At 52.1% G+C, this 22,584-nt stretch carries 28 protein-coding genes; 15 read left to right on the top strand and 13 right to left on the bottom strand.

Going from position 1 to position 22,584, the window contains the following annotated elements; translation table 11 throughout:
* The 11 genes from ONV78_RS31260 to ONV78_RS31210 all read right to left on the bottom strand — a co-directional run.
* The coding region (locus tag ONV78_RS31260; protein ID WP_279508525.1) for a DUF1629 domain-containing protein at positions 1-462 on the bottom strand (462 nt) is incomplete at its 3' end.
* 122 nt (positions 463-584) lie between these two features.
* The gene (locus ONV78_RS31255; RefSeq protein WP_279508524.1) at positions 585-1,169 is read right to left on the bottom strand and encodes a DUF1629 domain-containing protein; all 585 of its coding nucleotides are present in this window, start codon (positions 1,167-1,169) and stop codon (positions 585-587) included.
* 14 nt (positions 1,170-1,183) lie between these two features.
* Positions 1,184-1,969, bottom strand: a complete 786-nt coding sequence (locus ONV78_RS31250) for an AHH domain-containing protein (protein WP_279508523.1) — start codon at positions 1,967-1,969, stop codon at positions 1,184-1,186.
* Positions 1,970-1,996: 27 nt separating this feature from the next.
* Entirely contained in the window at positions 1,997-3,034 is a 1,038-nt protein-coding gene (locus ONV78_RS31245) for a 3-oxoacyl-ACP synthase (protein WP_279508522.1), read from the bottom strand.
* 46 nt (positions 3,035-3,080) lie between these two features.
* Positions 3,081-4,097 carry a DUF2169 domain-containing protein gene (locus tag ONV78_RS31240; protein ID WP_279508520.1) on the bottom strand — a complete coding sequence of 339 codons (1,017 nt, stop codon included), beginning with the start codon at positions 4,095-4,097 and terminating at the stop codon, positions 3,081-3,083.
* A 39-nt stretch (positions 4,098-4,136) separates the two neighbouring features.
* Positions 4,137-4,649 (bottom strand): DUF6484 domain-containing protein, encoded by a 513-nt coding sequence (locus ONV78_RS31235; protein WP_279508518.1) that lies wholly within the window; start codon positions 4,647-4,649, stop codon positions 4,137-4,139.
* A gap of 628 nt (positions 4,650-5,277) precedes the next feature.
* Positions 5,278-5,829, bottom strand: coding sequence for a DNA repair protein RadC (gene radC / locus ONV78_RS31230; protein WP_279508517.1), 552 nt, complete (start codon positions 5,827-5,829; stop codon positions 5,278-5,280).
* A 124-nt stretch (positions 5,830-5,953) separates the two neighbouring features.
* Positions 5,954-6,436: a LacI family transcriptional regulator gene (locus ONV78_RS31225; RefSeq protein WP_279508515.1), complete on the bottom strand. Its 483-nt coding sequence runs from the start codon at positions 6,434-6,436 to the stop codon at positions 5,954-5,956.
* On the bottom strand, positions 6,433-7,788 hold the full coding sequence (locus ONV78_RS31220; protein WP_279508513.1) for a recombinase family protein: 1,356 nt from the start codon (positions 7,786-7,788) through the stop codon (positions 6,433-6,435). Before ONV78_RS31220 ends, ONV78_RS31225 begins: the two co-directional genes overlap by 4 nt.
* The gene (locus ONV78_RS31215) at positions 7,785-8,276 is read right to left on the bottom strand and encodes a DUF2924 domain-containing protein (protein WP_279508512.1); all 492 of its coding nucleotides are present in this window, start codon (positions 8,274-8,276) and stop codon (positions 7,785-7,787) included. Before ONV78_RS31215 ends, ONV78_RS31220 begins: the two co-directional genes overlap by 4 nt.
* Positions 8,277-8,682: 406 nt before the next feature.
* Positions 8,683-9,021, bottom strand: a complete 339-nt coding sequence (locus tag ONV78_RS31210) for a helix-turn-helix transcriptional regulator (protein ID WP_216740493.1) — start codon at positions 9,019-9,021, stop codon at positions 8,683-8,685.
* 266 nt (positions 9,022-9,287) lie between these two features.
* Between ONV78_RS31210 and ONV78_RS31205 the strand changes: the two genes are divergently transcribed.
* Together ONV78_RS31205 and ONV78_RS31200 are read left to right on the top strand one after the other, a co-directional pair.
* Positions 9,288-9,722, top strand: coding sequence for a hypothetical protein (locus ONV78_RS31205; protein WP_279508511.1), 435 nt, complete (start codon positions 9,288-9,290; stop codon positions 9,720-9,722).
* Entirely contained in the window at positions 9,719-10,696 is a 978-nt protein-coding gene (locus ONV78_RS31200; protein WP_279508510.1) for a hypothetical protein, read from the top strand. The genes ONV78_RS31205 and ONV78_RS31200 overlap by 4 nt, the downstream gene beginning before the upstream one ends.
* Positions 10,697-10,784: 88 nt before the next feature.
* On the opposite strand, the gene ONV78_RS31195 is transcribed toward ONV78_RS31200, so the two are convergent.
* Positions 10,785-11,480 (bottom strand): endonuclease/exonuclease/phosphatase family protein, encoded by a 696-nt coding sequence (locus tag ONV78_RS31195; RefSeq protein ID WP_279508509.1) that lies wholly within the window; start codon positions 11,478-11,480, stop codon positions 10,785-10,787.
* Positions 11,481-11,854: 374 nt separating this feature from the next.
* Here ONV78_RS31195 and ONV78_RS31190 point away from each other — a divergent pair, with 374 nt between their 5' ends.
* From ONV78_RS31190 to ONV78_RS31130, 13 genes are all read left to right on the top strand, one after another.
* A complete protein-coding gene (locus tag ONV78_RS31190) occupies positions 11,855-12,451 on the top strand; it encodes a GNAT family N-acetyltransferase (RefSeq protein ID WP_279508508.1) in 597 nt (198 codons plus the stop codon).
* A 353-nt stretch (positions 12,452-12,804) separates the two neighbouring features.
* A complete protein-coding gene (locus tag ONV78_RS31185; protein WP_279508506.1) occupies positions 12,805-13,017 on the top strand; it encodes a DNA-binding protein in 213 nt (70 codons plus the stop codon).
* Positions 13,014-13,484 (top strand): hypothetical protein, encoded by a 471-nt coding sequence (locus ONV78_RS31180; protein ID WP_279508505.1) that lies wholly within the window; start codon positions 13,014-13,016, stop codon positions 13,482-13,484. The genes ONV78_RS31185 and ONV78_RS31180 overlap by 4 nt, the downstream gene beginning before the upstream one ends.
* Positions 13,481-14,356 (top strand): ATP-binding protein, encoded by an 876-nt coding sequence (locus tag ONV78_RS31175; protein ID WP_279508503.1) that lies wholly within the window; start codon positions 13,481-13,483, stop codon positions 14,354-14,356. Before ONV78_RS31180 ends, ONV78_RS31175 begins: the two co-directional genes overlap by 4 nt.
* On the top strand, positions 14,353-14,979 hold the full coding sequence (locus tag ONV78_RS31170; protein ID WP_279508502.1) for a hypothetical protein: 627 nt from the start codon (positions 14,353-14,355) through the stop codon (positions 14,977-14,979). The genes ONV78_RS31175 and ONV78_RS31170 overlap by 4 nt, the downstream gene beginning before the upstream one ends.
* A gap of 75 nt (positions 14,980-15,054) precedes the next feature.
* Entirely contained in the window at positions 15,055-15,513 is a 459-nt protein-coding gene (locus ONV78_RS31165; RefSeq protein ID WP_279508501.1) for a DUF6511 domain-containing protein, read from the top strand.
* Positions 15,510-16,256, top strand: a complete 747-nt coding sequence (locus tag ONV78_RS31160) for a hypothetical protein (protein WP_279508500.1) — start codon at positions 15,510-15,512, stop codon at positions 16,254-16,256. Before ONV78_RS31165 ends, ONV78_RS31160 begins: the two co-directional genes overlap by 4 nt.
* Complete coding sequence (locus ONV78_RS31155; protein WP_279508499.1) at positions 16,253-18,529, top strand: phage/plasmid primase, P4 family; 2,277 nt, start codon at positions 16,253-16,255, stop codon at positions 18,527-18,529. Before ONV78_RS31160 ends, ONV78_RS31155 begins: the two co-directional genes overlap by 4 nt.
* A gap of 116 nt (positions 18,530-18,645) precedes the next feature.
* A complete protein-coding gene (locus tag ONV78_RS31150) occupies positions 18,646-19,125 on the top strand; it encodes a hypothetical protein (protein ID WP_279508497.1) in 480 nt (159 codons plus the stop codon).
* On the top strand, positions 19,112-19,324 hold the full coding sequence (locus ONV78_RS31145; protein ID WP_216740572.1) for a hypothetical protein: 213 nt from the start codon (positions 19,112-19,114) through the stop codon (positions 19,322-19,324). Before ONV78_RS31150 ends, ONV78_RS31145 begins: the two co-directional genes overlap by 14 nt.
* Entirely contained in the window at positions 19,317-19,712 is a 396-nt protein-coding gene (locus ONV78_RS31140; protein WP_216740571.1) for a DUF6362 family protein, read from the top strand. The genes ONV78_RS31145 and ONV78_RS31140 overlap by 8 nt, the downstream gene beginning before the upstream one ends.
* Before the next feature lie 362 nt (positions 19,713-20,074).
* On the top strand, positions 20,075-21,346 hold the full coding sequence (locus tag ONV78_RS31135) for a site-specific DNA-methyltransferase (protein ID WP_279508496.1): 1,272 nt from the start codon (positions 20,075-20,077) through the stop codon (positions 21,344-21,346).
* 54 nt (positions 21,347-21,400) lie between these two features.
* On the top strand, positions 21,401-22,078 hold the full coding sequence (locus ONV78_RS31130) for a hypothetical protein (protein ID WP_279508495.1): 678 nt from the start codon (positions 21,401-21,403) through the stop codon (positions 22,076-22,078).
* Positions 22,079-22,081: 3 nt separating this feature from the next.
* Here ONV78_RS31130 and ONV78_RS31125 read toward each other — a convergent pair whose 3' ends face one another.
* On the bottom strand, positions 22,082-22,438 hold the full coding sequence (locus ONV78_RS31125; protein WP_279508494.1) for a hypothetical protein: 357 nt from the start codon (positions 22,436-22,438) through the stop codon (positions 22,082-22,084).
* Positions 22,439-22,584 lie beyond the last annotated feature (146 nt).

Genomic DNA, 22,584 nt, shown 5'->3' with positions numbered 1-22,584 from the left:
AAAAGCCAAATCGGTAAAACCCTTGGCTTGTAGTTGTTGTTTCACACTTTCATGCGCGATCAGCATGTTGGTGGATTCCTCCAGGCGGAAAAAGTTGTGCCCATTGGTTTTTCCCGGGTCAACAACCAAGCGGTCAAAGTCCACGTCATACAAAGCCGAATTGGTAAGGTCATGCGCCGAAACAATAGATCTTTTCATATCCGCGGCAGAGACCAAGCTAACAATATTCACCACTTTGTAGTGTGTATAGACTTGGTCGCTGTCGGGGTCAGTTAGCTCAAGATCGTAAACATCAAGGCTATCAACCCCACACTCTCGCAGTGCGCGAATCAGCTCATCACTGAAAATCGGAGCGGCTGCATTCAAAAAAGAAGGCATATGATGTGAATCATCTTCTGAGTGGGGGTTGTATGGCCTGAGCGTAAACTTCAATGGATTAGGGGGAGGCACAGTGAGCGCCATTCCTATTCTCCAGTAGAACCAGTCTACTTCAGGAATGTCTCCTCTCCTCTTCTGTATCCATCTACCGATGCAGTCACGGTCGAAGGCGTAATACATCTTTCAACACCATATGCTCAGCGTTTTTATAGCGCGACCTTACTCGGCTCATAGAATGCGAGATCGGTAAAGCCTTTAGCCAGTAAGTGCTGCTTAACCTTTTCGTGAACGATAAGAGCGTTAGTTGACTCAGCTAGCCGGAAAAAGTAGTGCCCACCAGCTTTTGCTGGATCGATAACTAAGCTATCGAAATCTACATCATAAAGAGGTGGACTGCCTGAGTCGTGAATAGTGGCATCTGACTTTTGCATGTCAGCGGCAGCTATAAGCCCTATGATATTAACGACTTTATAGTTCGTATAGGTTTGCCCATTATCTGGATCAAATAGGTCTAAATTATATGTGTCAAGATTATCCACACCACACTCTTCCAAGGCAGCTATTAATTCATCACTAAATATAGGCGCAGCCGCTCTAAAATAAGAGGGCATATAAGGAGAGTGGTCCCACGCATTGGGATTTAACCGCTTTAAAGTAAATTTCAATGGATTAGGGGGGGGGGACGGTAATACAGCCCCGATTCTCCAGTAGTACCAGTCTATGTCGAGAATGTCGCCATCTGGCTCTTCTAAGCGTCTACCTACGCAGTCGCGGTCAAATACAAAATACACTGCAATCTCCTTGATTAATCGTGATGCTCTTTCTCATTCATATACATTATGGAAAAACGAGAGGTAAAAATATTACTACGCCAGTTTCGAGTAGGGAAAACAAGTAGTTTTTTCATTCTTCTTGATACTGTATTTAAACGGTTTACCAATGCGAAAATCTGAGTTTTCTCTGCCTCTTTGTGTTTTTGCTTTGGGCACCAAATGGTCTCTTGGGCGCGAAGCTTATCGGCAATTTTATCCAATACGCCTTTAACAAAATCGCTATAATCCTCATGGGCATCGTGAAATTGGCAACTCCAAGCTTCAATCGCTGAAAAAGCAAAATCTTTTGGCTCGACACCCGTATCCTTTTGAAAACTTGCCCCATCTGTTCCCCATGGCCTAACTCCATAATTTCCTGGCGACCATACACCGTTTGGTAATGAGTTGATGTTATAGCCGATATTCCCTTCCGCCTTTCCGTCAATATGGAGGTATCTCATTAAGCTTCTGCTTTTTTTAAGTGAAGCATTGCCGGGTATGAGATGATGAGCTGCAACAGCGGCATCTAGAGTGTGCCCATTTAGAGTCACTTTGCGTGCATTAGGTTTACCTCCTAATGCCTTTCCTAATTTCCCCGCATCATTTTTAAATTTGTATTCACCAAGTGAGTCTTCCATAGACTCTTTGTCTTCATCAATATCGTCGACAAGTATGTTCTCTTCCGTAGTTAACTGGGGCTCTTGCTTACAGAAATAGCAAGACTCATCATGATTTTCGGACGCAATTTCCGGTTCGGTAATAGGCTCACCAAGTTCCATAGACTTTTACCTCTACATGCTTCTAAGTTAAGAAACTGATTTTGGGATTGAGAGCGCAACTGCTCCCCGGGTTTCATAGTCCGAAGCGCTCCATGTCAACACAGGACCTTCAACATCGCCTTGCTCTAACATGTATGCGCTAAGCGCCACAAGGACGGGAGCCGTAGCAGCTCCAATGTCGCCGTAACAGTCTGCTGGGTGCATGATGCTTGCGTTGTCATCGAGCTTGTCCCCAAGCCTGCTCACTGCAACGCCCCATTCTTTTGTCGGCGAATGCTCACCATTGAGACCACAAATGATCTGCTGGACAGGACTGTTTAATTGGTCACAGGCAGCAAGCATTGCAGCAGTTAAACCGTCTCCCCGACAAACCTGGTCACTGTAATAGTGTGCTTCTTCTTGGCTGACGCCTGGCGGATCTAATATTACCTTAGAGTTTTCATCAGCGGCGCTTAGCAATAGGCAGCCGGCGCCCTCTCCAGGTAAAAATCCATCCCCGACATGTGACAGTAGCAAGCGGCCTTCGCTTTCCCATGTTCCTAGCGTTTTTAAACATCGGCAGCTATCTACGCCAGCAACGAGTGCTGTTTTAACGACACCCTCACTAACTAAACGATATGCGTCCGCGAGTGCTGAATATCCACCTGCGCGGCCCTGGTGATAAACACGACTGTGTAACCAGTCGATGGAAAGGCCTGTCAGCCGGTTTATCTCTTGAAGTGTCTGCGGCGCTACCGTTTTACGTAAGCTCAGTTTCTCCGGCAGATTGATAAAGCATGGAGTGGGGCTTGTAACTTTCTCACTGATCTTGAGTTGCTCTAATGCCACAGCCAGTAGTTGCAGCATTCTCCGGTAGCGATAGCTCGTTTGGTTAGTTATGCCATCTTGTAGCTCAGGTAAGCATTCGTCTGGCAGTATAGACATCCGGTATGGCTCACCAGTTGAGGCGATATAATCGTAAGTTTTGAGGGTACTAATTCCTGCTTGTACCGCCGCCGACATAACCGGGACATCCAAAGCAAGTGAAGACACCACACCGGATGAAAGTATTGCCACTTTATTCATAAAAAATGCTTCGCTTTCAATGATGCTATATGGACGGTCACTTTGATTACCTGCCTAGCCTCAATATTACTGACTTAACCGACAACACTTTTCGTTCGCAGGGGAAAACGCCGCGCATCACTATTTGCTGACGGTTAAACTCAGGCTCAAGAATTAGGGTCTCATTTCTCAGCTCAACTACATGCCTTGCGCCCGCAAACTCAATCATTGCAGTAACTGCGCAATGGGGAACCTTAGAGTGAATAGTGGGGCGTTCTGGATGAACATGCTTAAGATGTATAGCTTCATCGCCGTGGTAAAACTGATCATGACGATATAGCGATTGCGGCCCACAAACGAAGAAACGAGAGTCAAAGTCCTCGGGTAGAAAAGGTGCTCGTGTTTGGCTCCAGCTCTCATCATAAGTTCCCGCGAGTTTTACTCTCGGCTCCCAGGTTGGTGATATAGCTGCGACACCAACTGGTTCAGGCGTATCCTTTAAAGCTTTAATCAACGAATGAGGAGCCTCAATATTTGGCAAAGGCTGCCCAACCATTTCCTTATCCGTGCGTTTACCTCGAAACCCTTTTCCTAACGGATTACCGAGATGAAACAAGATGGAGTTCTGTCCTGGATCGCTATTTTGCGATAAGCGGTGACTACCTCCGAATGCATTTTCGTAGGTTAAAGGCATGGTTTCGAAATGTGCAGGCGAGCTGGGACCGCTTTCCGTCCAGACTCGATCTCCGAATATTGTTAAATGCTGCTGCATTTCGCCGACCTCTACACATACTTGCAGTTGCGTGGTCGGTCTATTCTGAGGCGACCATGCTGAGCCGATAAGTATGCAATTCATTCCCGGCTGCGGCAGATGGTTATCTGCTGGATACTTAAGACTAGAAGTCTCGGGCTCATCCCAAAACTCGTTTTGAACTAAGATGGGAGCCTGCTTCTCATGAAAGCGCGGATGCTCATCCAAAGTAAAAGATGCTTTTGCCACGAGTAAAATTACATCGCGTCCTGTCTCGTCCCTGGCCACATCCAACTGAGCCTTCATGGGCGTTTGATTGAATAGTCGGAGCATGGTCCTAAACCGCCTTATCCTGGTACACGACAATGAGAATTAGTTGAGCTGAATGCTTCCCCCGCGAATACGGTGAGCTCCTCTTGCTCGACTTAATACTTGCTCCCCTTGCAACAGTATTTTCCCGTCAGCAGTTAACGTGATCCTCGCTTTGCCGCAACGTATGGTGATCGATTTGTCAGCCTGGATATCCAGGTTTTTATCGTTAACGCGAACCTTGGTCGGGGAAGGAGAAGTAATGTCTATCTCTGGTGACGACGTTTGAGTGTAGGCAATGGCGTTATCCAGTTGACTAAACAGGAAGCCGATAATAATGGGTTGGCTGTTGGCATTTTGAGCGAAAGATAAGGCTATCTGGCGACCTCTATCTTGCTCACTCACGGGAATGGTTGCTAACGCAGGCTGAGGTGACTGTTTGGTTTCTTCATTCCATGCAACCATAGGCATTCCGTGACTATCAATTGCGACAACCCAGCCAATTAATAAGCCGTTAGTTTGTGTACCTTGTTTATCAGATGCAGTAGCAGGTTCAGATGTGGTTAGAGCGTTCATGCCTGATGACTTCCTTTGCATTACTGAAAAATGCCTTCCAGTTCGGTAGGGACTACTTTGCAGTGTACTCGTAAAGGAGCGCTCTTATTTGCCTCACAGCTCCATTTCCCTGCACGCAATGATTGTGTAGTCTGCCTTTACTTTTGTTACAATAAATTACAATGCAAGTAAATTTTACTAGCTTAGCAATTGTGGAGGTATAGTCTAATTCGATTAGACCTTCAGATCTAGCTGGTACTACTAGCTTGACGGCATGCTTAGCAATCAAGCAGCATTGCTACTTGTTTTATCTTGTATTTCAAGGATGGTTGGTACACATGGATTCGCGTAGTCAGAAGCCCTCTCATACATTCGCTCAAGAAGCGACTCAACAATGCCTTTCTGGACACTTAGCTAACACTGCGAGCAGAGCTGATTTTGAAGCTCCCTTGATGAGTAGCGAAACCTCTCATAAAGAGACTAAAGCTTATCGTGGATTGAGCTTAAAGGAAGTCACTCGACTGATAAGCCAATCGTCAATGGAGTATCAGCTAAAGAGGATGAAGTCCCGAGGCTGGTGACTTTAGCCTATTGGGAAGGATAGCGAGTGAAACGACGGGACTTGTCTATTCCCGTCGTTGTAAGATTTTTACATTGTTGGCTCAGGCAGCTTCCGTGGCCGTTTCCCGAAAATACCCTGAGCCGCCATGCTTACCACCTGATCTCCGCCCACCACAAAGTGGTCAATCAGTGGAATTTCAACGAGCATAAGCGCCTGTAGCAAACGGTAGGTAATGAGCTGGTCGTTAACGCTAGGTTTGGGATCGCCGGAGGGATGGTTGTGAGCGACGATGACTTTCGCAGCGTTATGGCGTAAGGCCGCTTTCACCACTTCGCGAGGATAAATATGGGCCTCGTCGATCGCGCCACGGAATAGCACTTCGTAGGCGATCAATCGGTTCTGAGTATCCAAGAAAAGTCCCACGAACGTTTCGCGTGGCTCCGGCGCTAGATGCATCATCAGATATTCTTTCACTTTACCTGGGTCATCCATATTGCAGGAATGACGTTTAAACCGCTGCGCCAGCGCGCGTTTGGCGGCCTTTAAAACGATGTCCGAATCCAGGGGCACGGATAGGGTAAATTCCCCGGTGCGCCTGTTCAAATGAAGCGTGGCCGTAGTAGACTCGACGTCAGCCATGATCAACTCCTCGTAAGTTGGTTTTGGTTAGTCGGCGTTGGGTGTTGCCGCACTCAGCGCCGGCGATTAGAGGTAGCCTATGAACGCTCAATCATCAGTGGATTGCAACTTAATCAGTGCGTTATTAGAAAGGTGAGCGCTCACTTAGATCTCCTGCCGTACAGCAATTCTTCGACATACTTGTTTGAACTCTTTCTCTCTGCTCTTCCCATAGCAACGGTGGATCAACCGCCAGATCAAACAGCGTGATGTGGTTGGGCAATGCGTCGTCCAGGATGGCCGCCACGATATCAGGCGGCAACAATGTCAGATTGAGGATGCGGCTGACGTAACTGTTATCCACCCCTTCCTTGGCGGCGATGTCACGTAGAGTTTCTGCTTCTCCTGAGGCTATGAGCGCCGACCATCGATGCGCCCTGGCGAGCGCCACCTGCAGCGGCGTGATCGCCTTATCCCAAGGCCTTGGATCTTTACTCTCCTCTGGAAGCGTCACCAGCTTGCGCCCACTGCGGCGCTTGAAACGGATCGGTGTCGTTAGCGTCACGGCGCCATGACTATCCGTGTTCAGGCTGGTTTTCCCTGTACTCTGGATACGCGTTCCACTCATGCGGCGGCTCCCTCGTGAGATGAATTGATAGCGGGCTGTAACTCCAGCGCCATTCGTTCGATGCCATTCATGCGCAGCCGCACCTCCAGGTCATTGGGCGAAACCACTACTTTTTCCACCAGCAGTCTGACAATGCGCGACTGCTCCACCGGAAACAACTGGTCCCAGATCTCGTCCAACCGTGACATCCCGACGGCGACCTTCGCCTCGTCCAGCTCAGGATCAATCCCGGCAGCGACTGGCGTCATCTCTCGTAATAACGTGGGCGAGCGCAGTATTCCTCGTAACTGTTCCAGTACCGCCGCCTCAAGCTCCGCCGCAGGAAGACGCGGTAGGCCGGACGCGCCAGCGCCTTCTTTTGCGTCCCGTTGTGGTATGTAATAGCGGTAACGTTTGCCGTTTTTCTTGGTGGTGTGCCAGGGTGACAGCGCCCGACCGTCATAACCAAATACGATGCCTTTCAGCAGATAAGATACCTTTGCGCGGGTGCTGGCGGCGCGCACACGACCGTTTTTCGATAGGATCGTCTGGACATGCTCCCACAGCTCCTGGTCGATAATGGGAGGGTGTTCTGCTTGATGCCATTGATCCTTGTGGCGTAGCTCACCCAAGTAAGTGCGATTGTTCAGCAGCTTATAGATCAAGCTCTTGTCGATGGGTTTGCCTTTACGAAACCGGCCATCCTGCGTGGTCCAGGACTTGGAAGTGGCTCCCTCTAAACGTAACTCTTTCACCAGTGTCGTGCTGGAACCCAGCTCGGCAAATCGTCGAAAGATATGATGGACCAGCTTGGCTTCGCGCTCATTGGGGACCAGACGCCTGTCCTTGACGTCATAACCCAGCGGAGGAATACCGCCCATCCACATTCCTTTTCGCTTACTTGCAGCAATTTTGTCGCGAATACGTTCGCCCGTTACCTCACGCTCAAATTGGGCGAAAGAGAGTAAGATATTCAGCATTAGACGCCCCATGGACGTGGTCGTATTGAACTGCTGCGTGACGGAAACAAAGGAGGCGTTATGGCGATCAAAGACTTCCACCATTCGGGAAAAATCTGTCAAGCTGCGTGTTAGTCGATCAAGCTTGTACAGAACAACCACATCGATTTTTCCCGCCTCAATATCCCTAAGCAGTCGCGTTAGCGCTGGGCGATCCATGTTGCCGCCGGAATAAGCGGGATCGTCATAATCATCCTCTACAGAAATCCACCCCTCCGCTCGTTGGCTAGCGATATAGGCGTGACCAGCCTCGCGCTGGGCGTCGATCGAGTTGTACTCCTGGTCAAGGCCCTCCTCATGGGATTTACGCGTGTAGACCGCGCAACGCAGCCGACGTTTCACCACGTCGTTCATCGTTTGCCTCCTTTGCGCGCGCCTTTGGGTTTCGAGGCTGACTTCAGCCCAAAAAACGCTGGGCCAGACCAACGCGTGCCCGTGATTTCCCGGGCGATCATGGACAAGGATGGATACAGGCGGCCCTGATAGTCATATTGCCCATCCGCGAGCACCGTCACATGGTGCTCAACTTCGTGATATTCACGTGTCAGCACCGTGCCAGCTGGCGGCCGGTTTTCGCGGACAGGCTTGTTCGGGTCGGTGGCCTCCACCAACTCAGCGATGCGGCGTTGGTTGTTCTCCAACAGCTCTGGATTTGTTTTGCGAAACTCCACCTCCTGTAACCGATAGGCAATGCGGCGCTCTAAGTAAGTGCGCACGTGCGTCGGGGCGTCGGTCTCGAACAACTTGCGCCAGAGCCCCCGGAGTTGGGGCATGGGCAGCGTGGGCAAAGCAGCCACTCGAGCTGCGATGGAAGGAGTGGATATCAATTCTGTTTGGCTCATTCGACCTCCGTTCTCTCAGTTTTTAACGGAGTTGGATGAACGCTCTGTCGCCCCTGGAAGGCAAGTCCCACCTTGCTCTCTTTTTGAAAATTCTTCTCGCGAAGGCGAACAAGCCCGTGAGCGAGAATGAGTACGACTTCCTGTCTACGCTGTTCCGCACTCATGCGCTCGGGAGGAATGGCCTGACAAGGGCTGTACGGGGAATGGCTTGATGGCATTGCTGGGCGGTCCTGACTGTCAAACTGCTTGATGGAGGGGCAATTATCTGCGCAAGCCGCCAGCCTGGCCATGAGGGAGTTGCGGGCTACTGCGAACGACTTCAGGTGGCTTGGGGCGATGGCGGAAACGACGAAAAAATTTATCGTTGAAGGACTCGCATTATTTGGATAAAAGACAAGCCTGAAGGCTAGTTATCTGTAGCTGTGTTGTCTTCCGTCCAAGCGTCGACGATTTGCCGGACTCGCTTTTTATCTGCTTCTCGCAGGGATTTGTATTTGCGGAAGAAGGCCTCATCGATAACGCCTTGATCTGGCGTAGTGGCGGAGCCATTCAGTAAAAATTCCGAGGTGACTTTAAGCGCTGTAGCGATCTTGTCTACCTTCTCCACTGAAGGGTTACTTGATTCGAAATTCTCCAGATTCCACAGATAGCTTTTACTGGAACCGGACAGCATTGCCAGCTGTTCAAGACTGAGCTTTTGTTGTTCACGCAACTTACGAAGTTTGCGGCCTAGCGTTGATGGCACAAGACGTTCCTTTGTTATATTTATTACTTTTTTATTTATAAATCATATCACTATGCCAACTACACGCGCATCTTCTTGTTCTTGACAGAAAATAGCCCATTAGGAATAATCCGTTCAGCCTACCGAACGATTCCGTCCAACACCCCCAAGGAGGGCTGGGTGCCAACAACAAAAAAACAAATGCCTGAGCAGATGATAGATCGCCTATTCCGCAGTAAACGGTAACGGGATCTATTGAACATTAACCAGTGAAGGTTGCTGTATTTATGCCTGCCATTGAAAATAAATTACCGCCACAAAAACGCTATGACCTAACCCCGCTAATGACGGGGGCGCCTCTGACTTGGGATGCCGAAGATGGTATTGAGTCAGTGAACGTGGTTATGCTCAAACTAAAGGACCTTGCTGGATACGGGCGTATCCAGGTGGAATCTCCCGCGCAGAGCGTACTTGATCTGCATGAATATTCGCGCGAATACTTCGGAGGCCACTGCCCTCTGGCGTCAGGCGCGTTTATTCCCACGCAAGCGAAGATCATTATTCGCTTTCACCCAGATAAGAAAGGTAGTCGAAGTAATGTTCTGCCAATCAATATCACGCTCCCTAATGGGTGCGACCTGCTTACACGAACAAGCAAAGAGAAGCTTGTTGGTGAGAAATACCTAAAACGCTGGGGGCTATTGAACGACATTCACGGATGACGACTGACTCTATTACTCTAGAAGCATTGACGCTCATTTTGCGGCTACTAAATAGTCCTGCGCCTAGTATTGCTGGCAGCTTGCTGTTTGAAGAGTTTCCCAGTGTCGCATACGAGCTTGTGAATCGGCTTTTCTTAACGCCAACGGGCTGCTTGGGCTATCTAACTCATGGGCATCAGGGATTTGCTGATTTGACTTGGTGCTCGGAGACCAGGCGGCATCGCTACTTCTCCTCCAGCGCCGGTTGGGTCTGCGTTCCCGCCGAGGAGATACATCGATATACGGTTGATGTGGATAGATTGCTACTCTGGCTGCAGAGCTTCTTTTCGATCGGCGCTCATCATCGAGTGACGCCTCTTTTGGATGACTGGCTGTGGCACTTGGGAGCAGCTCGCATTCGCGACTATCGTGTAAACCTCTATTTTGTGCGTAGCCTGGATACAACAGAGCGCTTGTTGTCTGTCATGAAGGAACTCAGGAAAGAGTCGGCCAGAGCGCCAGCGATTGTGGTCAGCACCTCAAGCAAACTTCCTACAGGCATAGATATGCCGCAAGACATAGCGTTAGTCTCTCTTGATAGGCTTCTGAGCCGAACTGGCGATTGCTGTGTGCTGGACGAACTCTCCGTCCTGTCAATTCTTCAAGGGTACTCCGAAGCGTCTGAAAGTGAAGGCGGTATCGGACTTCGATTTTCTAGTGACTTTCGGCGCGTTCGCTGGGATGGGCAGTGGTACACGCTTACCAAGAAACAATCGGCGGTGATGGAAGCACTATATCGTGAAGGTGGACGCGCGCATAAAGACTTGCTTCGGGCAGAAGCGGAGACTAATGAGGAACTTCATCGGATTATGCGTAACAAGGTAGATGGGAAATGGGTTCAACATCCTCTATGGAATACCTTGATTAGGAGCGATGGGGGGGGGTTCTATTCCTTTTGTGCTGGAATAACAAAAACTCGAAGCCTTTTTGCCTAAGGCGCATTTCAGTGCAATAGGTAACGCTCCGGTTATTTCAGAGCGTTACGATAACAAATAAGAATTATTTTAGCTTTCTACTTCATTATCAATGGCCAAAAAGAGTGGGTCCCAGGCTAATACTTGCAATCACAGGAAGGTGATCTGATAGTCCTCCATTATCTAGGGCAACTGCAGAATTCTTTGCGACCCCTTGACGGCTGCCAAACCCATAGTCCAACTCTTTACCACTCGCGGGCCTTGTCACTTGCCCACTGCGTAAAACCTGAACTTCTTCAACTTCTCTTACGCCATCTTCTGCGATCTTCCCTTCGAAGTTAAAGTCACCAAAGATCATCCATCGTAAGACCTGACAAGAATTAACCCTCATATGACCTATGACTTCAACAATACGACCTTCTCCAAACCCATGATAGTTCGCCAAGTTGAATTTATTACGACCAACCGAGAAGTTACCAAAAATTATTCCCCGAGAGCTAGCAACTATCGAATCGACATATTTTATATTTAGCTGGGCCACCCATTCTCTATGCCACAAGACCGCCATAGAGCAACGAGCATTCCCATTTTTGGGCCCTGTCCATGGAACCCAATACATGTCGTAATCCCCAAACGGGATTATAGTTTTAGCATTGTTCTTGTTTCCCCAGCCCCCCATTGAGGTTACTTCCTGCAAACAAGCAATATGGATATTTTTTTCTTTTAGCAGCCACCTAATTTTGCTACCAATTTCTCCGCCTTTGAATCCCTGAAGATTCCATGTAAGAACATTAATATCTGTCATAAAATAACACCTCTAAAGTTCCATTTGATTAATTAAGGCGAATGTTAATACAAGGTCGCGATGCCAGCACTAAATTTAATAAGAATAGGTGGCAATGAGAATGATATTGGCCCAATAGAAACAATATTGCGAACTCTAATTGAGGCGGGCCTGATAGAGCTGAAATGCTTTCTCTTATCCCCAGGCGAATATCCATTGAACTGTGGTTGGCTGTTGTTTTATGTGCGGAGTTATAAGGTCTAGCTCATGTATACAGTGGAAATAAGTGACGGGAAAAACTATCCGTTCTCGCTTTAATTACGCTTGTTGAAAATTTGGATGGAACGAAATACGACCCAAAGCTAATAAATAAACGCCTCTTTGGAGAAAGGACTATGAGAGACTACGTATGGATTGGTCGCCCCCCTGTCTATGAGGTTCCAGCAGGAGATAGACAAAATACAATACAATCATTTTCCAAAACAATTGAAAAATTCACTACGGGTGAGATTTCTAAGAAAGCAAAGGCTGGAGGGCTAATTCTCTTTCAGATGGCTGAATATTGGGGCGACGGTGACAGACTCTTTGGCTATAAAATGGATGGAGAGCTGTATGGCCTTGTTAGCGCAAAAATCCTTCCCGATCATGTTCATATCAATTACCTGGTCGGTCATCCACACTCTAAAAATGCCAGCAAAATTCTAATTGGGTATCTTCTTAATCTTTGCCCTCCTGGCCGTCCTATTGTAAAGCTTCAAGCGTCCGAGCATGTTAAAAAGGTTTACCAGAGGATTGGATTTTCACCTGATTCCAATGGTGTTCAAGGGAGCATGACATTAGACCTCTTGAATAGCCATATGGCAATGGAGCATTGGTGCATTCACAATAACAAATATTTCTATACTGAACCAAATCCATATATACCATCCCCTCCCATCGACAGCTCGCGTTCACACCCATTTAGGCCTTCTTTCGCTGACTATTATAGCTAACACATTTATTCACACAGACATTGAACAAACGAAGTGGCCTAGCGGATGCGAAGCCACGCCATTCTTATATCTTCTGTCTGATTGTATTTCGATGCGTTCCCATTATTTTTAGTCGCTAAAGGTCGAGTTAAATCTAGTTTCTTTTAGGACTAATACTTTTCAATTGCGTGCGCGTCACTTCCTATAGCTTGTTCATTATGAGGATAAAAGGCTCGGGATCAGATAATTGCCGTTATATTTCCCGTCGATCTGAAAATTTCCCACCCGTTTTCCTACCTGGACTCCCCCGATTTTCCCACCACCTGTTCTGCAAGATAGCTCCACGATTCCGCAATAACCCAAAGGAGCTAATCGTGGAAATAAAACACTTCAGTCAATGTGAGTTGGCTCATCGCTGGGGCGTCTCTGAAGCCTGTCTGGAGCGTTGGCGCACCATCGGCTGCGGTCCCGTCTATCTCAAACTGCATGGGCGCGTGCTTTACCGCATGGAGGATGTGGAGGCCTTCGAGGCGGAGAGCCTGCGTAAGAGCACTTCCGAACGGTTTGAGAAGGGAGACGCCGCATGAGCCGATATGCGATGGAGGAACTGATCGGGACGCCCGCCAAAGAACTGGCTGAGTATTCAGGCGAAACGCTCTACCGTCTCAGAACGGAAGCGTCAATCATGCTCGCCGCCGCCAAAGTGTTAGTGTCCCACCTTGATTATGCGTTGGAGGCCAAATACGGCCAGCGCGCTAAGGCGTTACGTCGGTGGAAAGAAGCCGATTCCGTGAGTTTTGAGGATGGCGCGGTGGACGTTCATGCCGGCGTATCTGAGCGTGTGGAATGGCGCCAGGACGCCCTGACGAAGATTGCGCAACGCATCGCTGAAGCGGGTTGCGATCCCGCTGACTTTCTGGATATCACTTACTGCGTCAGCGAGGACAAGTACAACGCCTGGCCGCAGAGTTTGAGACACTCTTTCGAGCAGGCGCGCATTCGTAAACCAAGCAAGCCGTCGATTCGTTTGTCTCTCAGGGAGGCGCGCTCATGAGCCTTCCCATCATCACCGCCGATCAAAGGTTAGCTGAAAAGCGCGGCGTTAAAGGCGTGTTGATTGGCAAAAGCGGCATCGGCAAGACGTCACAACTGTGGACGCTCGAGGCCCAGCGCACGTTGTTTTTCGATCTGGAGGCAGGCGATCTCGCTGTTGAGGGATGGAAAGGCGATTCCATTCGCCCACGCACCTGGCCGGAGTGCCGAGACTTCGCTGTGTTCATTGGCGGACCCAATCCGGCGCTTCGTGAGGATCAACCGTTCAGCCAAGCCCACTTTCAGGCGGTATGCGAGCGCTTTGGCGACCCGTCCATTTTAGACAAGTACGACACATTGTTTGTCGACTCCATTACCGTGGCGGGCCGTCTGTGTATGCAGTGGTGCAAGGGGCAGCCGCAGGCGCATTCGGAGAGAACCGGCAAGCCCGACGCGCGTGGCGCATACGGTTTGATGGGTCAGGAGATGATTGCCTGGCTCACCCATCTGCAGCACACACGGGACAAAAACGTCTGGTTCGTCGGCATCCTTGATGAACGTCTCGATGATTACAACCGCCGCGTATTTTCCCTACAGATCGACGGCTCAAAAACAGGGCTGGAACTGCCAGGCATTGTCGACGAGGTCGTCACCTTGGCCGAACTGAAGTCGGATGACGGAGCCGGCTATCGTGCGTTCGTCTGCCACACCCTCAATCCCTGGGGATACCCCGCCAAGGATCGTTCAGGCCGGCTGGAGGCGGTGGAGGAACCGCATCTGGGACGACTTATGGAAAAGGTCGCAGGGCCCGCGAAACCGGCTCTGGAGCGTCTGGAATACACGCAGCCGCCCGCTGTCGATCACCTCAATGAAGCCAAGGAGCAAGCCCTATGAACCAGGCATGGAACGACTTTAACGATGCCGATCCACAACAGTCCGCCTTCGATGTGATTCCCAGGGGAACGGTTGTGCCCGTACGCATGTCGCTGCAACCCGGTGGTTATGACGATCCCAATCAAGGCTGGGACGGCGGCTACGCCACCTACTCAAACGATACCGGAGCGGTTTACTTGGCGGCGGAGTTCATCGTCACTGGCGGCGAGTACGCCAAGCGAAAACTGTGGAGCAACATCGGTCTGTATTCGCCGAAAGGACCGACCTGGGCGCAAATGGGACGGAGTTTTATCCGCGCCGCGCTCAACAGCGCCAGACGAGTCAACCCAAACGATAATTCGCCCCAGGCGGCGGCCGCACGTCGCATCCATGGCTTCAGGGAGCTCAATGGGCTGGAGTTTCTGGCCCGGGTGGACGTTGAAAAAGACGCCAAAGGCGGCGATCGCAATGTGATTAAGAACGCGGTGGAGCCGGACCATCCGGAGTATGCGGCCTGGGTATCAACGCCTCATATGAAAACGCCTCCGCCAGAAGGTTCCGGTGGAGCGCCAGCAACCGCTGCGCCTACATCGGCTTACGCACCACCGACATCTGCAGCGGGCAAGCCCGCCTGGGCTCAGTAGGAGCGTTATTTCTCATGTTGTTCGAAGTACGTCAAACAGCCGCCGTCACTGGGGCGGCTAAGGGAAATTCATCTCATGAAATGCCGAGTCTGCGCTCGCCAGGCCAAAGGGTTTGGTCACTTGAACACACGACATCGGCCGGGCGAATCCAAGCGTTATCCCACCGACTGGCGGTTCTGCTCGGCGCGATGTCAGAAAGCCTTTCACGCTTTGTATGCGGACTGGCTGAAAGGGACAAAGGAGGAAGTCATGCTGAACGTCACCGACATTGAGAAAGCCGCGTTACGCGAGTGTCTGAAACCCTTCGGCGACGCGGCGACCGCCATCGGTTTTGACAAGCCGCTAGGCGCTTACTCTGAGGCGGAGGCGATGACGGTTGTCGAGGCGATTGTAAGCGGGTATGTAGCGGCGATGACTCAATATCATGAGTCCGCACGCTGTGCTCCGGTTCGTTCGCCTGGCGAGAGGTCAGAGCCAAAGACGCATCTGTTTTCCGATTTGGAGGGAGAGCTGCCTTGGGAGAAATCAGCATGATGGATTTCAACTCAACCGAAAGTTTCTCTGGACAGATTTCGGCGTTGGTCGATATCGGGCTGCGTAAAGTAAGGGATGAGCAAACGCCAAGGACCTACCTGGGCGCCTCGCGGTTAGGCGTCGCCTGCGAACGGGCGCTGCAGTTTGAATACGCTCAGGCTCCGGTCGATCCGGGGCGCGAAACTCAAGGCCGAATTCTGCGGATCTTTGAGCGTGGTCATGTCATGGAGGACTGCATGCTGAACTGGCTGGAGAAAGCCGGCTTCACAGTTCTCACCCGCAATGAGGTAGGCGAACAGTTTGGATTTTCCGCTGTGGACGAGCGCCTTCAGGGGCATGTCGATGGCGTTATCGTAAGTGGGCCGGAGGGATTCGTTTACCCCGCGTTGTGGGAGCATAAATGCCTTGGCGCCAAGTCATGGCGTGATCTGGAAAAGCATCGTCTTGCCAAGTCAAAGCCGGTCTATGCGGCTCAGGTGGCGATCTACCAAGCCTATCTGGGGCTGCATGAGGCGCCTGCGCTGTTTACCGCCCTGAACGCCGACACGATGGAAATCTACGCTGAGCTTGTCCCATATAACGGCGAGCTCGCGCAGCGCATGTCCGATCGCGCGGTGAAGATCATCCTGGCGACCGATGCGGGAGAGTTGCTGCCTCGCTCGTTCTTGGACGAAGAGCACTGGGAGTGTCGTATGTGCGCATGGCGTAACCGGTGCTGGACCAGTGGGGAGGCGACTGGATGATCGACTTTAATGAACCTGTAGCACGCCCCTTTGAAAACCGGGATCTCCATGCCGAACGAGAGGCGATTCGCGCTGAGCTGATCGCCAATCTGGAGTCGGTGCTGACAACGCTGTATCCGGCGGGTAAACGTCGCCGCAATCTGTTCTTGATTGGTGACGTGTTAGGCAGTCCTGGCGAAAGTTTGGAAGTGGTCCTGGAAGGCGAAAAAGCGGGTCTTTGGACTGATCGGGCGGAAGGCGTCGGCGGTGATATCTACGCCATGATTGCCGGGTATTACCACGTTGACGCATGCGCAGACTTTTCCAGGGTTCTTGATCTGGCCGTCGAGTTGTTGGGACGTTCTCGCACCCAGCCCACCCGCAAGCGAAGCAAGTCGCCGCCGATGGATGATCTCGGACCGGCGACGGCCAAATGGGATTATCTGGACGCGAATGGAAAACTTTTGGGCGTGGTGTATCGCTACGATCCCCCTGGGCGCAGGAAGGAATTCCGGCCCTGGGACGCCAAGCGTCGCAAGATGACGCCGCCCGAACCACGTCCCCTGTACAACCAACCCGGCATCGCGCAGTCGGAACGGGTGGTGTTGGTGGAAGGCGAGAAATGCGCCCAGGCGTTAATCGATGCGGGTATCTGCGCCACCACGGCGATGAATGGAGCCAAAGCGCCAGTGGACAAAACCGACTGGCGTCCGCTGACTGGCAAGCATGTGATCATCTGGCCTGATCGGGATGCGCCGGGTTGGGCCTACGCCGACCAGGCCTCTCAGGCGATTCTGCGGGCGGGTGGACTATCGGTCGCCATTCTGACGCCATCGGAGGACAAACCTGAGGGCTGGGATTCAGCGGACGCTCTGGAGGAAGGCTTTGATGCCGTCGGGTTTATTTCAGCTGGACCCCGCATGCCCATAGAACCCAGCTGCGACGAGGAGGATTCAGAAACGCTCCTGAGTGACGTCGACTGGGCCACCGAGGACGGCCTGGCCATGGCCTTCACGCGTCGCTATGGCGAGGACTGGCGGTATTGCTCTCTCTGGGGCAAATGGTTGGTGTGGTCAGGCATGCGCTGGAACTCAGACCAAATGCTGTTTGTTCAGCATCTTGTGCGCGGTGTTTGTCGCGCCGCGTCTCAAAAGGCGGACAGCGACAAACGTAAGGGCCGACTCGCAAGCGCTGCGACAATCGCCGCAGTGGAAAAGATCGCGCGTTCTGATCCCGCACATGCCTCCACCCCTGAGGAGTGGGATGCGGACATCTGGGCGTTGAATACGCCCGGTGGTGTGGTCGAGCTGAGAACGGGTCAGATCCGGGGCCATAGACGCGAGGACCGCATGACCAAGTCAACTTCCGCGACACCCAAAGGCGATTGCCCGACTTGGCGCTCCTTTCTGGCGGACGTCACCGGACAGGATGCTGAGCTGCAGGAGTATTTGCAAAGAGTGGTCGGCTATTGCCTGAGTGGAGCGACCAGCGCGCATGCGTTGTTTTTCCTCTACGGCACAGGGGCCAACGGCAAAAGCGTGTTCGTGAACGTGGTGGGGGCCATTCTGGGCGATTACGCCGCCAATGCGCCCATGGACACCTTCATGGAAGCGCGCGGTGATCGGCACCCAACGGATCTGGCGGGCCTGCGCGGAGCACGATTCGTGTCGGCCATTGAAACCGAGCAAGGCCGGCGTTGGAACGAATCCAAGGTCAAAGCCATTACCGGTGGCGACAAGATTTCCGCGCGCTTCATGCGCCAGGACTTCTTTGAGTATGCCCCCCAATTCAAATTGCTGATCGCCGGTAATCACAAGCCTGCCATTCGCAACGTCGACGAAGCGATGAAGCGTCGGTTACATCTGATTCCATTCACTGTGACCGTACCTCCAGAAAAGCGCGATGGCGGCCTGACAGACAAACTACTCGCCGAGCGCGGCGGCATTCTCGCTTGGGCAGTGGAAGGATGTCTGGAGTGGCTGCGCGATGGGCTCAAGCCCCCAGATTGCGTACGGGCGGCGACGGAGGAGTATTTTGAGGCGGAGGACGCCCTTGGACAGTGGATTGAAGAACGCTGCGAACGTATTGGGCAGGCGAAAACCGCATCGTCCGAGCTTTATGCAGACTGGCGTGAGTGGGCCGAGCGCGCAGGCGAATACGTGGGTTCCATCAAACGTTTCTCAGAGACCCTCATAACGCGGGATTTCATGCAAAGCCGTTTGCATGGCGGAACGCGTGGTTTTAAAGGCCTGAGGCTACGCCCCAAACCTTATCAATATAGCTATTACGACTAACTCTGGTGACGGATGGTGACCATCGTTCTGATTTACCCCTATACGCGCGTACGCGTAATAGTGTTATTCGGTAGGCCAGTCACTATCCGTCACCACTCTCTCAAACGGAGATGGAAATGACCTTATCAGTATTGGCGCTGGATCTGGGAACACGCACCGGATGGGCGGCGAAAGGAAAGGATCGCGCCATCGTCAGTGGCGTGATGAACTTTAAACCCCAGCGCTTTGAAGGCGGCGGTATGCGCTTTTTGAGATTCAAACGTTGGCTGACCGAGCTGAAAGCGAATCTGGACGGCATTGACGCGCTGTATTTCGAGGAGGTTCGCCGGCATGTCTCCACGGATTCCGCGCATGCCTATGGCGGCTTTCTGGCGACGCTAACGGCGTGGTGCGAGCACCATGAGATCCCTTACCAAGGCGTGCCTGTGGGGACCATCAAGCGTCACGTCAGCGGTAAAGGCAACGCCAGCAAGGAGGATGTGATAGCGGCTGTACGGAAACGGGGATTCAATCCCGCGGATGATAACGAGGCGGATGCCCTGGCGATCATGCTGTGGGTGCAGGACACACAGGAGACGGAATATGAAAACGCCTAAACCCATTTACCGCAGCCCCTTGGGAAAATATCAGCCAGATCAGGGACCCGACCCCGAGAAGATCAAGCGCGAGGGGTGGCGCAGTCAACGCATCCTGGTGATCTCGCCTGACGATGACCGGTTGAACTGGATAGAGAGCGAGCTGTTGTGTCGGATTGGAGAGCGCCTCTACGGCGCAGGAGAACCTAAGCATGACTGAATGGACATTAGAGCACGTGGCTGACCGTTTCACTGACGCAGCTATCACCGCGCAGCGGCTGCCCCCTGTCCGGGTGCAGGGATACGCTAACAGCTGGCCAGCCATTCTACGCAAGCCCTGGGAGAACATGGGAGCGGAGCCTGTGGTGAGGCGATTGCCGCCCGATCCGGCGGCGATTGATCGCATGCTGGAGACCTTTCGTTGGGTGAAATGGTTGACCGAGGATCAACGTCACCTGGTGTGGATGCGGGCGGACGGCTGTCCCTGGAAAGAGGTCTGTGCGCACTTCGGTATGGACCGCACCACGGGATGGCGTCGCTGGAAGGCGGCCTTGTCTGCTGTGGCTGTTCGACTTAACGATCCCGAGGAAAGGATTAGTTTTAATTAGTTATAAACAACTCCTGCGGAAAACGTAGTACTGGTGCGGGTTTGACGCCAATTCGGGGGCGTAACATCCGCCGGTTTTTTTGGTAATATTTGCGTTACCTCGTGACACGAGCGCACCTCCCCGCTATGGCAGCCGCCAGGCGATTATTTGGCCTATCTGGGCGCCTTTTGGGCTCCCGATGGGTCCTTCCTGGCCATGAGTCGAAGCGGGGGGCGTGAGCGCCGCGTTTGTTTAGCGTCAGCGCTAAAAACGAGGTTTGCAGGGTTTGCGGTTCGCAGGTCCGATTCCAACGTACTTCCCTTTACCCGCCCGTGAAGCGATTCGCCGGCGGGTTCTTTTTTGAGGCCCAGAATCTGAATTCTTTGTCCGCGGTTGGCGCCCCAAGCTATCCGCCATTGATTGTTCAATACCGGTCAGTGGAAGCGCTCATCCCATATTGCAGAAACGCGCGCACGCACTCCGAGGAACAGGTGGCGCAGATCGCCGCCAGTATCGCGGAGTTTGGCTGGACCAACCCTATCCTGGTCGACGGAGAGAACGGCGTTGTCGCCGGCCACGGGCGCTTGCTGGCGGCGAGAAAACTAGGAATGGTGGACGTCCCGATCATCGAGCTCGCGCATTTGTCGCCGACGCAGAAACGCGCTTATATCCTCGCGGACAATCAGCTGGCCTTAAAGGCTGGCTGGGACGAGCAATTACTGCGTGTTGAGCTGGAGGCGCTGCAGGAAGACGGTTTCGACCTGGACCTGACCGGATTCGACGCGGACGATCTGGCGGCGTTGCTGGAGGCGGAGGAAACCGAGGTAGTGGGTCAAACTGACGACGACTCGGTTCCCGAAGAGGAAGAGGCCGTAGTCTCCCAATCCGGCGACGTCTGGTTGTGTGGTGAACATCGCGTCCTCTGTGGCGACGCAACCTCACCGGATGCGTACGCCGAATTATTCAGCGATGGGAAGCAGGCGGATATGGTGTTTACCGATCCTCCCTATAACGTGAATTACGCGAACAGCGCCAAAGACAAGCTGCGCGGCAAGAATCGCGCGATCTTAAACGACAATCTCGGCGACGGCTTTTACGACTTCTTGTTGGCGGCGTTGAGCCCAACCCTTGCACATTGTCGGGGCGCAATCTACATCGCTATGTCCTCCAGCGAGCTGGACACCCTGCAGGCGGCGTTTCGGGAAGCGGGAGGCAAATGGTCGACGTTCATCATCTGGGCCAAGAACACCTTCACGCTGGGACGTTCAGACTACCAGCGCCAATACGAGCCGATTCTGTACGGCTGGCCGGAAGGCGCACGCCGACACTGGTGCGGCGATCGCGATCAAGGCGACGTATGGCAAATTAAAAAGCCGGCGAAAAACGATCTGCACCCCACCATGAAGCCGGTGGAACTGGTGGAGCGCGCCATCCGCAATTCCAGCCGACCGGGAGATATGGTGCTTGACCCATTTGGCGGTTCAGGCTCCACATTGATAGCAGCGGAAAAGTCCGGACGCGTCGCGCGTCTGATCGAACTTGATCCCAAATACGTGGATGTAATCGTGCGCCGCTGGCAGGATTGGACGGGAGAAAGCGCTATCCGTGAAAGCGATGGATCTAAGTATGGCGAGAATCTCAAGTTAGACGGCTGAGATAATGTGCTTTAATTGGACTATCTCGTTCAAGACTTTCAGGAGGGGGAAGTCATGAAACCGAATATCTTTCGCTATGTGGTTCGCTACGACTGTGAGAGCGCACCAAGTCTCTATGATGGTTTTTGCGTCATGCCTGTTTGCATGTCCCATATCAGAGAGCCAGTAGAATTAGATGACTGGATGATTGGCTTTCAGAGCAAAACGCCAAATCACGTCGTGTACGTCATGCAAGTCAGGGAAACGCTATCTCTGGTTGATTACTTGAAAGACAAGAGATTTGCTGACTCTATCCCTAAACCCGCCACATCCTCAGAGAATATCCACATCCTCGACAGGAAGAGGCAACTGGAGCACAAAGTAAGTCCTGCTCACATCGGCCCTAATTATGAGGAATATATTCGTAGCCTTACGGTGCTGGTCAGCAATAAATTCTGGTATTTCGGCGCCAATAGCCAGCTTATCTCAACCGATCTGACTCATCTGTCGCCGCCACATAAAGGTAATATCGTGCATAAGAATCGCCGTGATACCGATTTAGACAGGTTTAAAATTTGGCTATCACGTTGGAGCATGGGAGTTCATGGAGAGCCGGAAGAAGCCGGCGTCAAACTTCGTGAATGGCTGTCTGTGCTGGGGGTGAATGTGGATGAGATTGGAGCGAATCCAAGTGGTAAAGGTTTCGATCCAACCGATAATGGCCACCCATACTCAAAGCTGGGTGGCGGTTGACGCTTAAGCCTCAACAGGCTCGCAATAATCAACATACCCGACCAGCTCAGGCAACCCGTAAGGGATGCCGCGCTGTACGCTGGTGATTCGTCCTATGGTGCGTTTCATCCAGCTTTGGGTGGTTGTGTCAATGGCGGCCTCAAGGGTAAGCCCCGTTAGTTGATTGCCTCGAAGCTCATCCGCAAAGCGTCTTCCGTAGCGGCTATCCAAAAAGTTTCGGATGGATTCAAGCGTTTTTCCCGTCGCGTTTGAAATGGCTGTCATGGCCAGAGGCCAAGCGACATTGGCCTCCTCATTCATCGTTCCGAAGAAGCCCCAGGCGACGTTTTGGGTGGTGGGTATGGGTGTTGATCGTTCCATCTTTGATTTCCTTTGGGTCAGTTTGTTGCGTCCCTAGTAACGCTTCATATGAGCGGGAAGCCAAGTTGAATCTGGAGGGATAAGCGAGGTTTTTTGCGTCAGGGACAGCGAACGAAAAAAGCCGGCGACGAGGCCGGCTGTAGGCA

This window comes from Hahella sp. CR1 (assembly GCF_029813005.1).
In the GTDB taxonomy this organism is placed as follows: domain Bacteria; phylum Pseudomonadota; class Gammaproteobacteria; order Pseudomonadales; family Oleiphilaceae; genus Hahella.
This window is presented reverse-complemented; position numbering and strand designations above follow the sequence as displayed.

Coding starts and splice junctions, on each gene's coding strand:
- ONV78_RS31250 (WP_279508523.1), bottom strand. CDS start 1,969: ATGGAACTTGGTGAGCCTATTACCGAACCGGAAATTGCGTCCGAAAAT.
- ONV78_RS31245 (WP_279508522.1), bottom strand. CDS start 3,034: ATGAATAAAGTGGCAATACTTTCATCCGGTGTGGTGTCTTCACTTGCT.
- ONV78_RS31240 (WP_279508520.1), bottom strand. CDS start 4,097: ATGCTCCGACTATTCAATCAAACGCCCATGAAGGCTCAGTTGGATGTG.
- ONV78_RS31235 (WP_279508518.1), bottom strand. CDS start 4,649: ATGAACGCTCTAACCACATCTGAACCTGCTACTGCATCTGATAAACAA.
- radC (WP_279508517.1), bottom strand. CDS start 5,829: ATGGCTGACGTCGAGTCTACTACGGCCACGCTTCATTTGAACAGGCGC.
- ONV78_RS31225 (WP_279508515.1), bottom strand. CDS start 6,436: ATGAGTGGAACGCGTATCCAGAGTACAGGGAAAACCAGCCTGAACACG.
- ONV78_RS31220 (WP_279508513.1), bottom strand. CDS start 7,788: ATGAACGACGTGGTGAAACGTCGGCTGCGTTGCGCGGTCTACACGCGT.
- ONV78_RS31215 (WP_279508512.1), bottom strand. CDS start 8,276: ATGAGCCAAACAGAATTGATATCCACTCCTTCCATCGCAGCTCGAGTG.
- ONV78_RS31205 (WP_279508511.1), top strand. CDS start 9,288: ATGCCTGCCATTGAAAATAAATTACCGCCACAAAAACGCTATGACCTA.
- ONV78_RS31200 (WP_279508510.1), top strand. CDS start 9,719: ATGACGACTGACTCTATTACTCTAGAAGCATTGACGCTCATTTTGCGG.
- ONV78_RS31195 (WP_279508509.1), bottom strand. CDS start 11,480: ATGACAGATATTAATGTTCTTACATGGAATCTTCAGGGATTCAAAGGC.
- ONV78_RS31190 (WP_279508508.1), top strand. CDS start 11,855: ATGAGAGACTACGTATGGATTGGTCGCCCCCCTGTCTATGAGGTTCCA.
- ONV78_RS31180 (WP_279508505.1), top strand. CDS start 13,014: ATGAGCCGATATGCGATGGAGGAACTGATCGGGACGCCCGCCAAAGAA.
- ONV78_RS31175 (WP_279508503.1), top strand. CDS start 13,481: ATGAGCCTTCCCATCATCACCGCCGATCAAAGGTTAGCTGAAAAGCGC.
- ONV78_RS31170 (WP_279508502.1), top strand. CDS start 14,353: ATGAACCAGGCATGGAACGACTTTAACGATGCCGATCCACAACAGTCC.
- ONV78_RS31165 (WP_279508501.1), top strand. CDS start 15,055: ATGAAATGCCGAGTCTGCGCTCGCCAGGCCAAAGGGTTTGGTCACTTG.
- ONV78_RS31160 (WP_279508500.1), top strand. CDS start 15,510: ATGATGGATTTCAACTCAACCGAAAGTTTCTCTGGACAGATTTCGGCG.
- ONV78_RS31155 (WP_279508499.1), top strand. CDS start 16,253: ATGATCGACTTTAATGAACCTGTAGCACGCCCCTTTGAAAACCGGGAT.
- ONV78_RS31150 (WP_279508497.1), top strand. CDS start 18,646: ATGACCTTATCAGTATTGGCGCTGGATCTGGGAACACGCACCGGATGG.
- ONV78_RS31145 (WP_216740572.1), top strand. CDS start 19,112: ATGAAAACGCCTAAACCCATTTACCGCAGCCCCTTGGGAAAATATCAG.
- ONV78_RS31140 (WP_216740571.1), top strand. CDS start 19,317: ATGACTGAATGGACATTAGAGCACGTGGCTGACCGTTTCACTGACGCA.
- ONV78_RS31130 (WP_279508495.1), top strand. CDS start 21,401: ATGAAACCGAATATCTTTCGCTATGTGGTTCGCTACGACTGTGAGAGC.
- ONV78_RS31125 (WP_279508494.1), bottom strand. CDS start 22,438: ATGGAACGATCAACACCCATACCCACCACCCAAAACGTCGCCTGGGGC.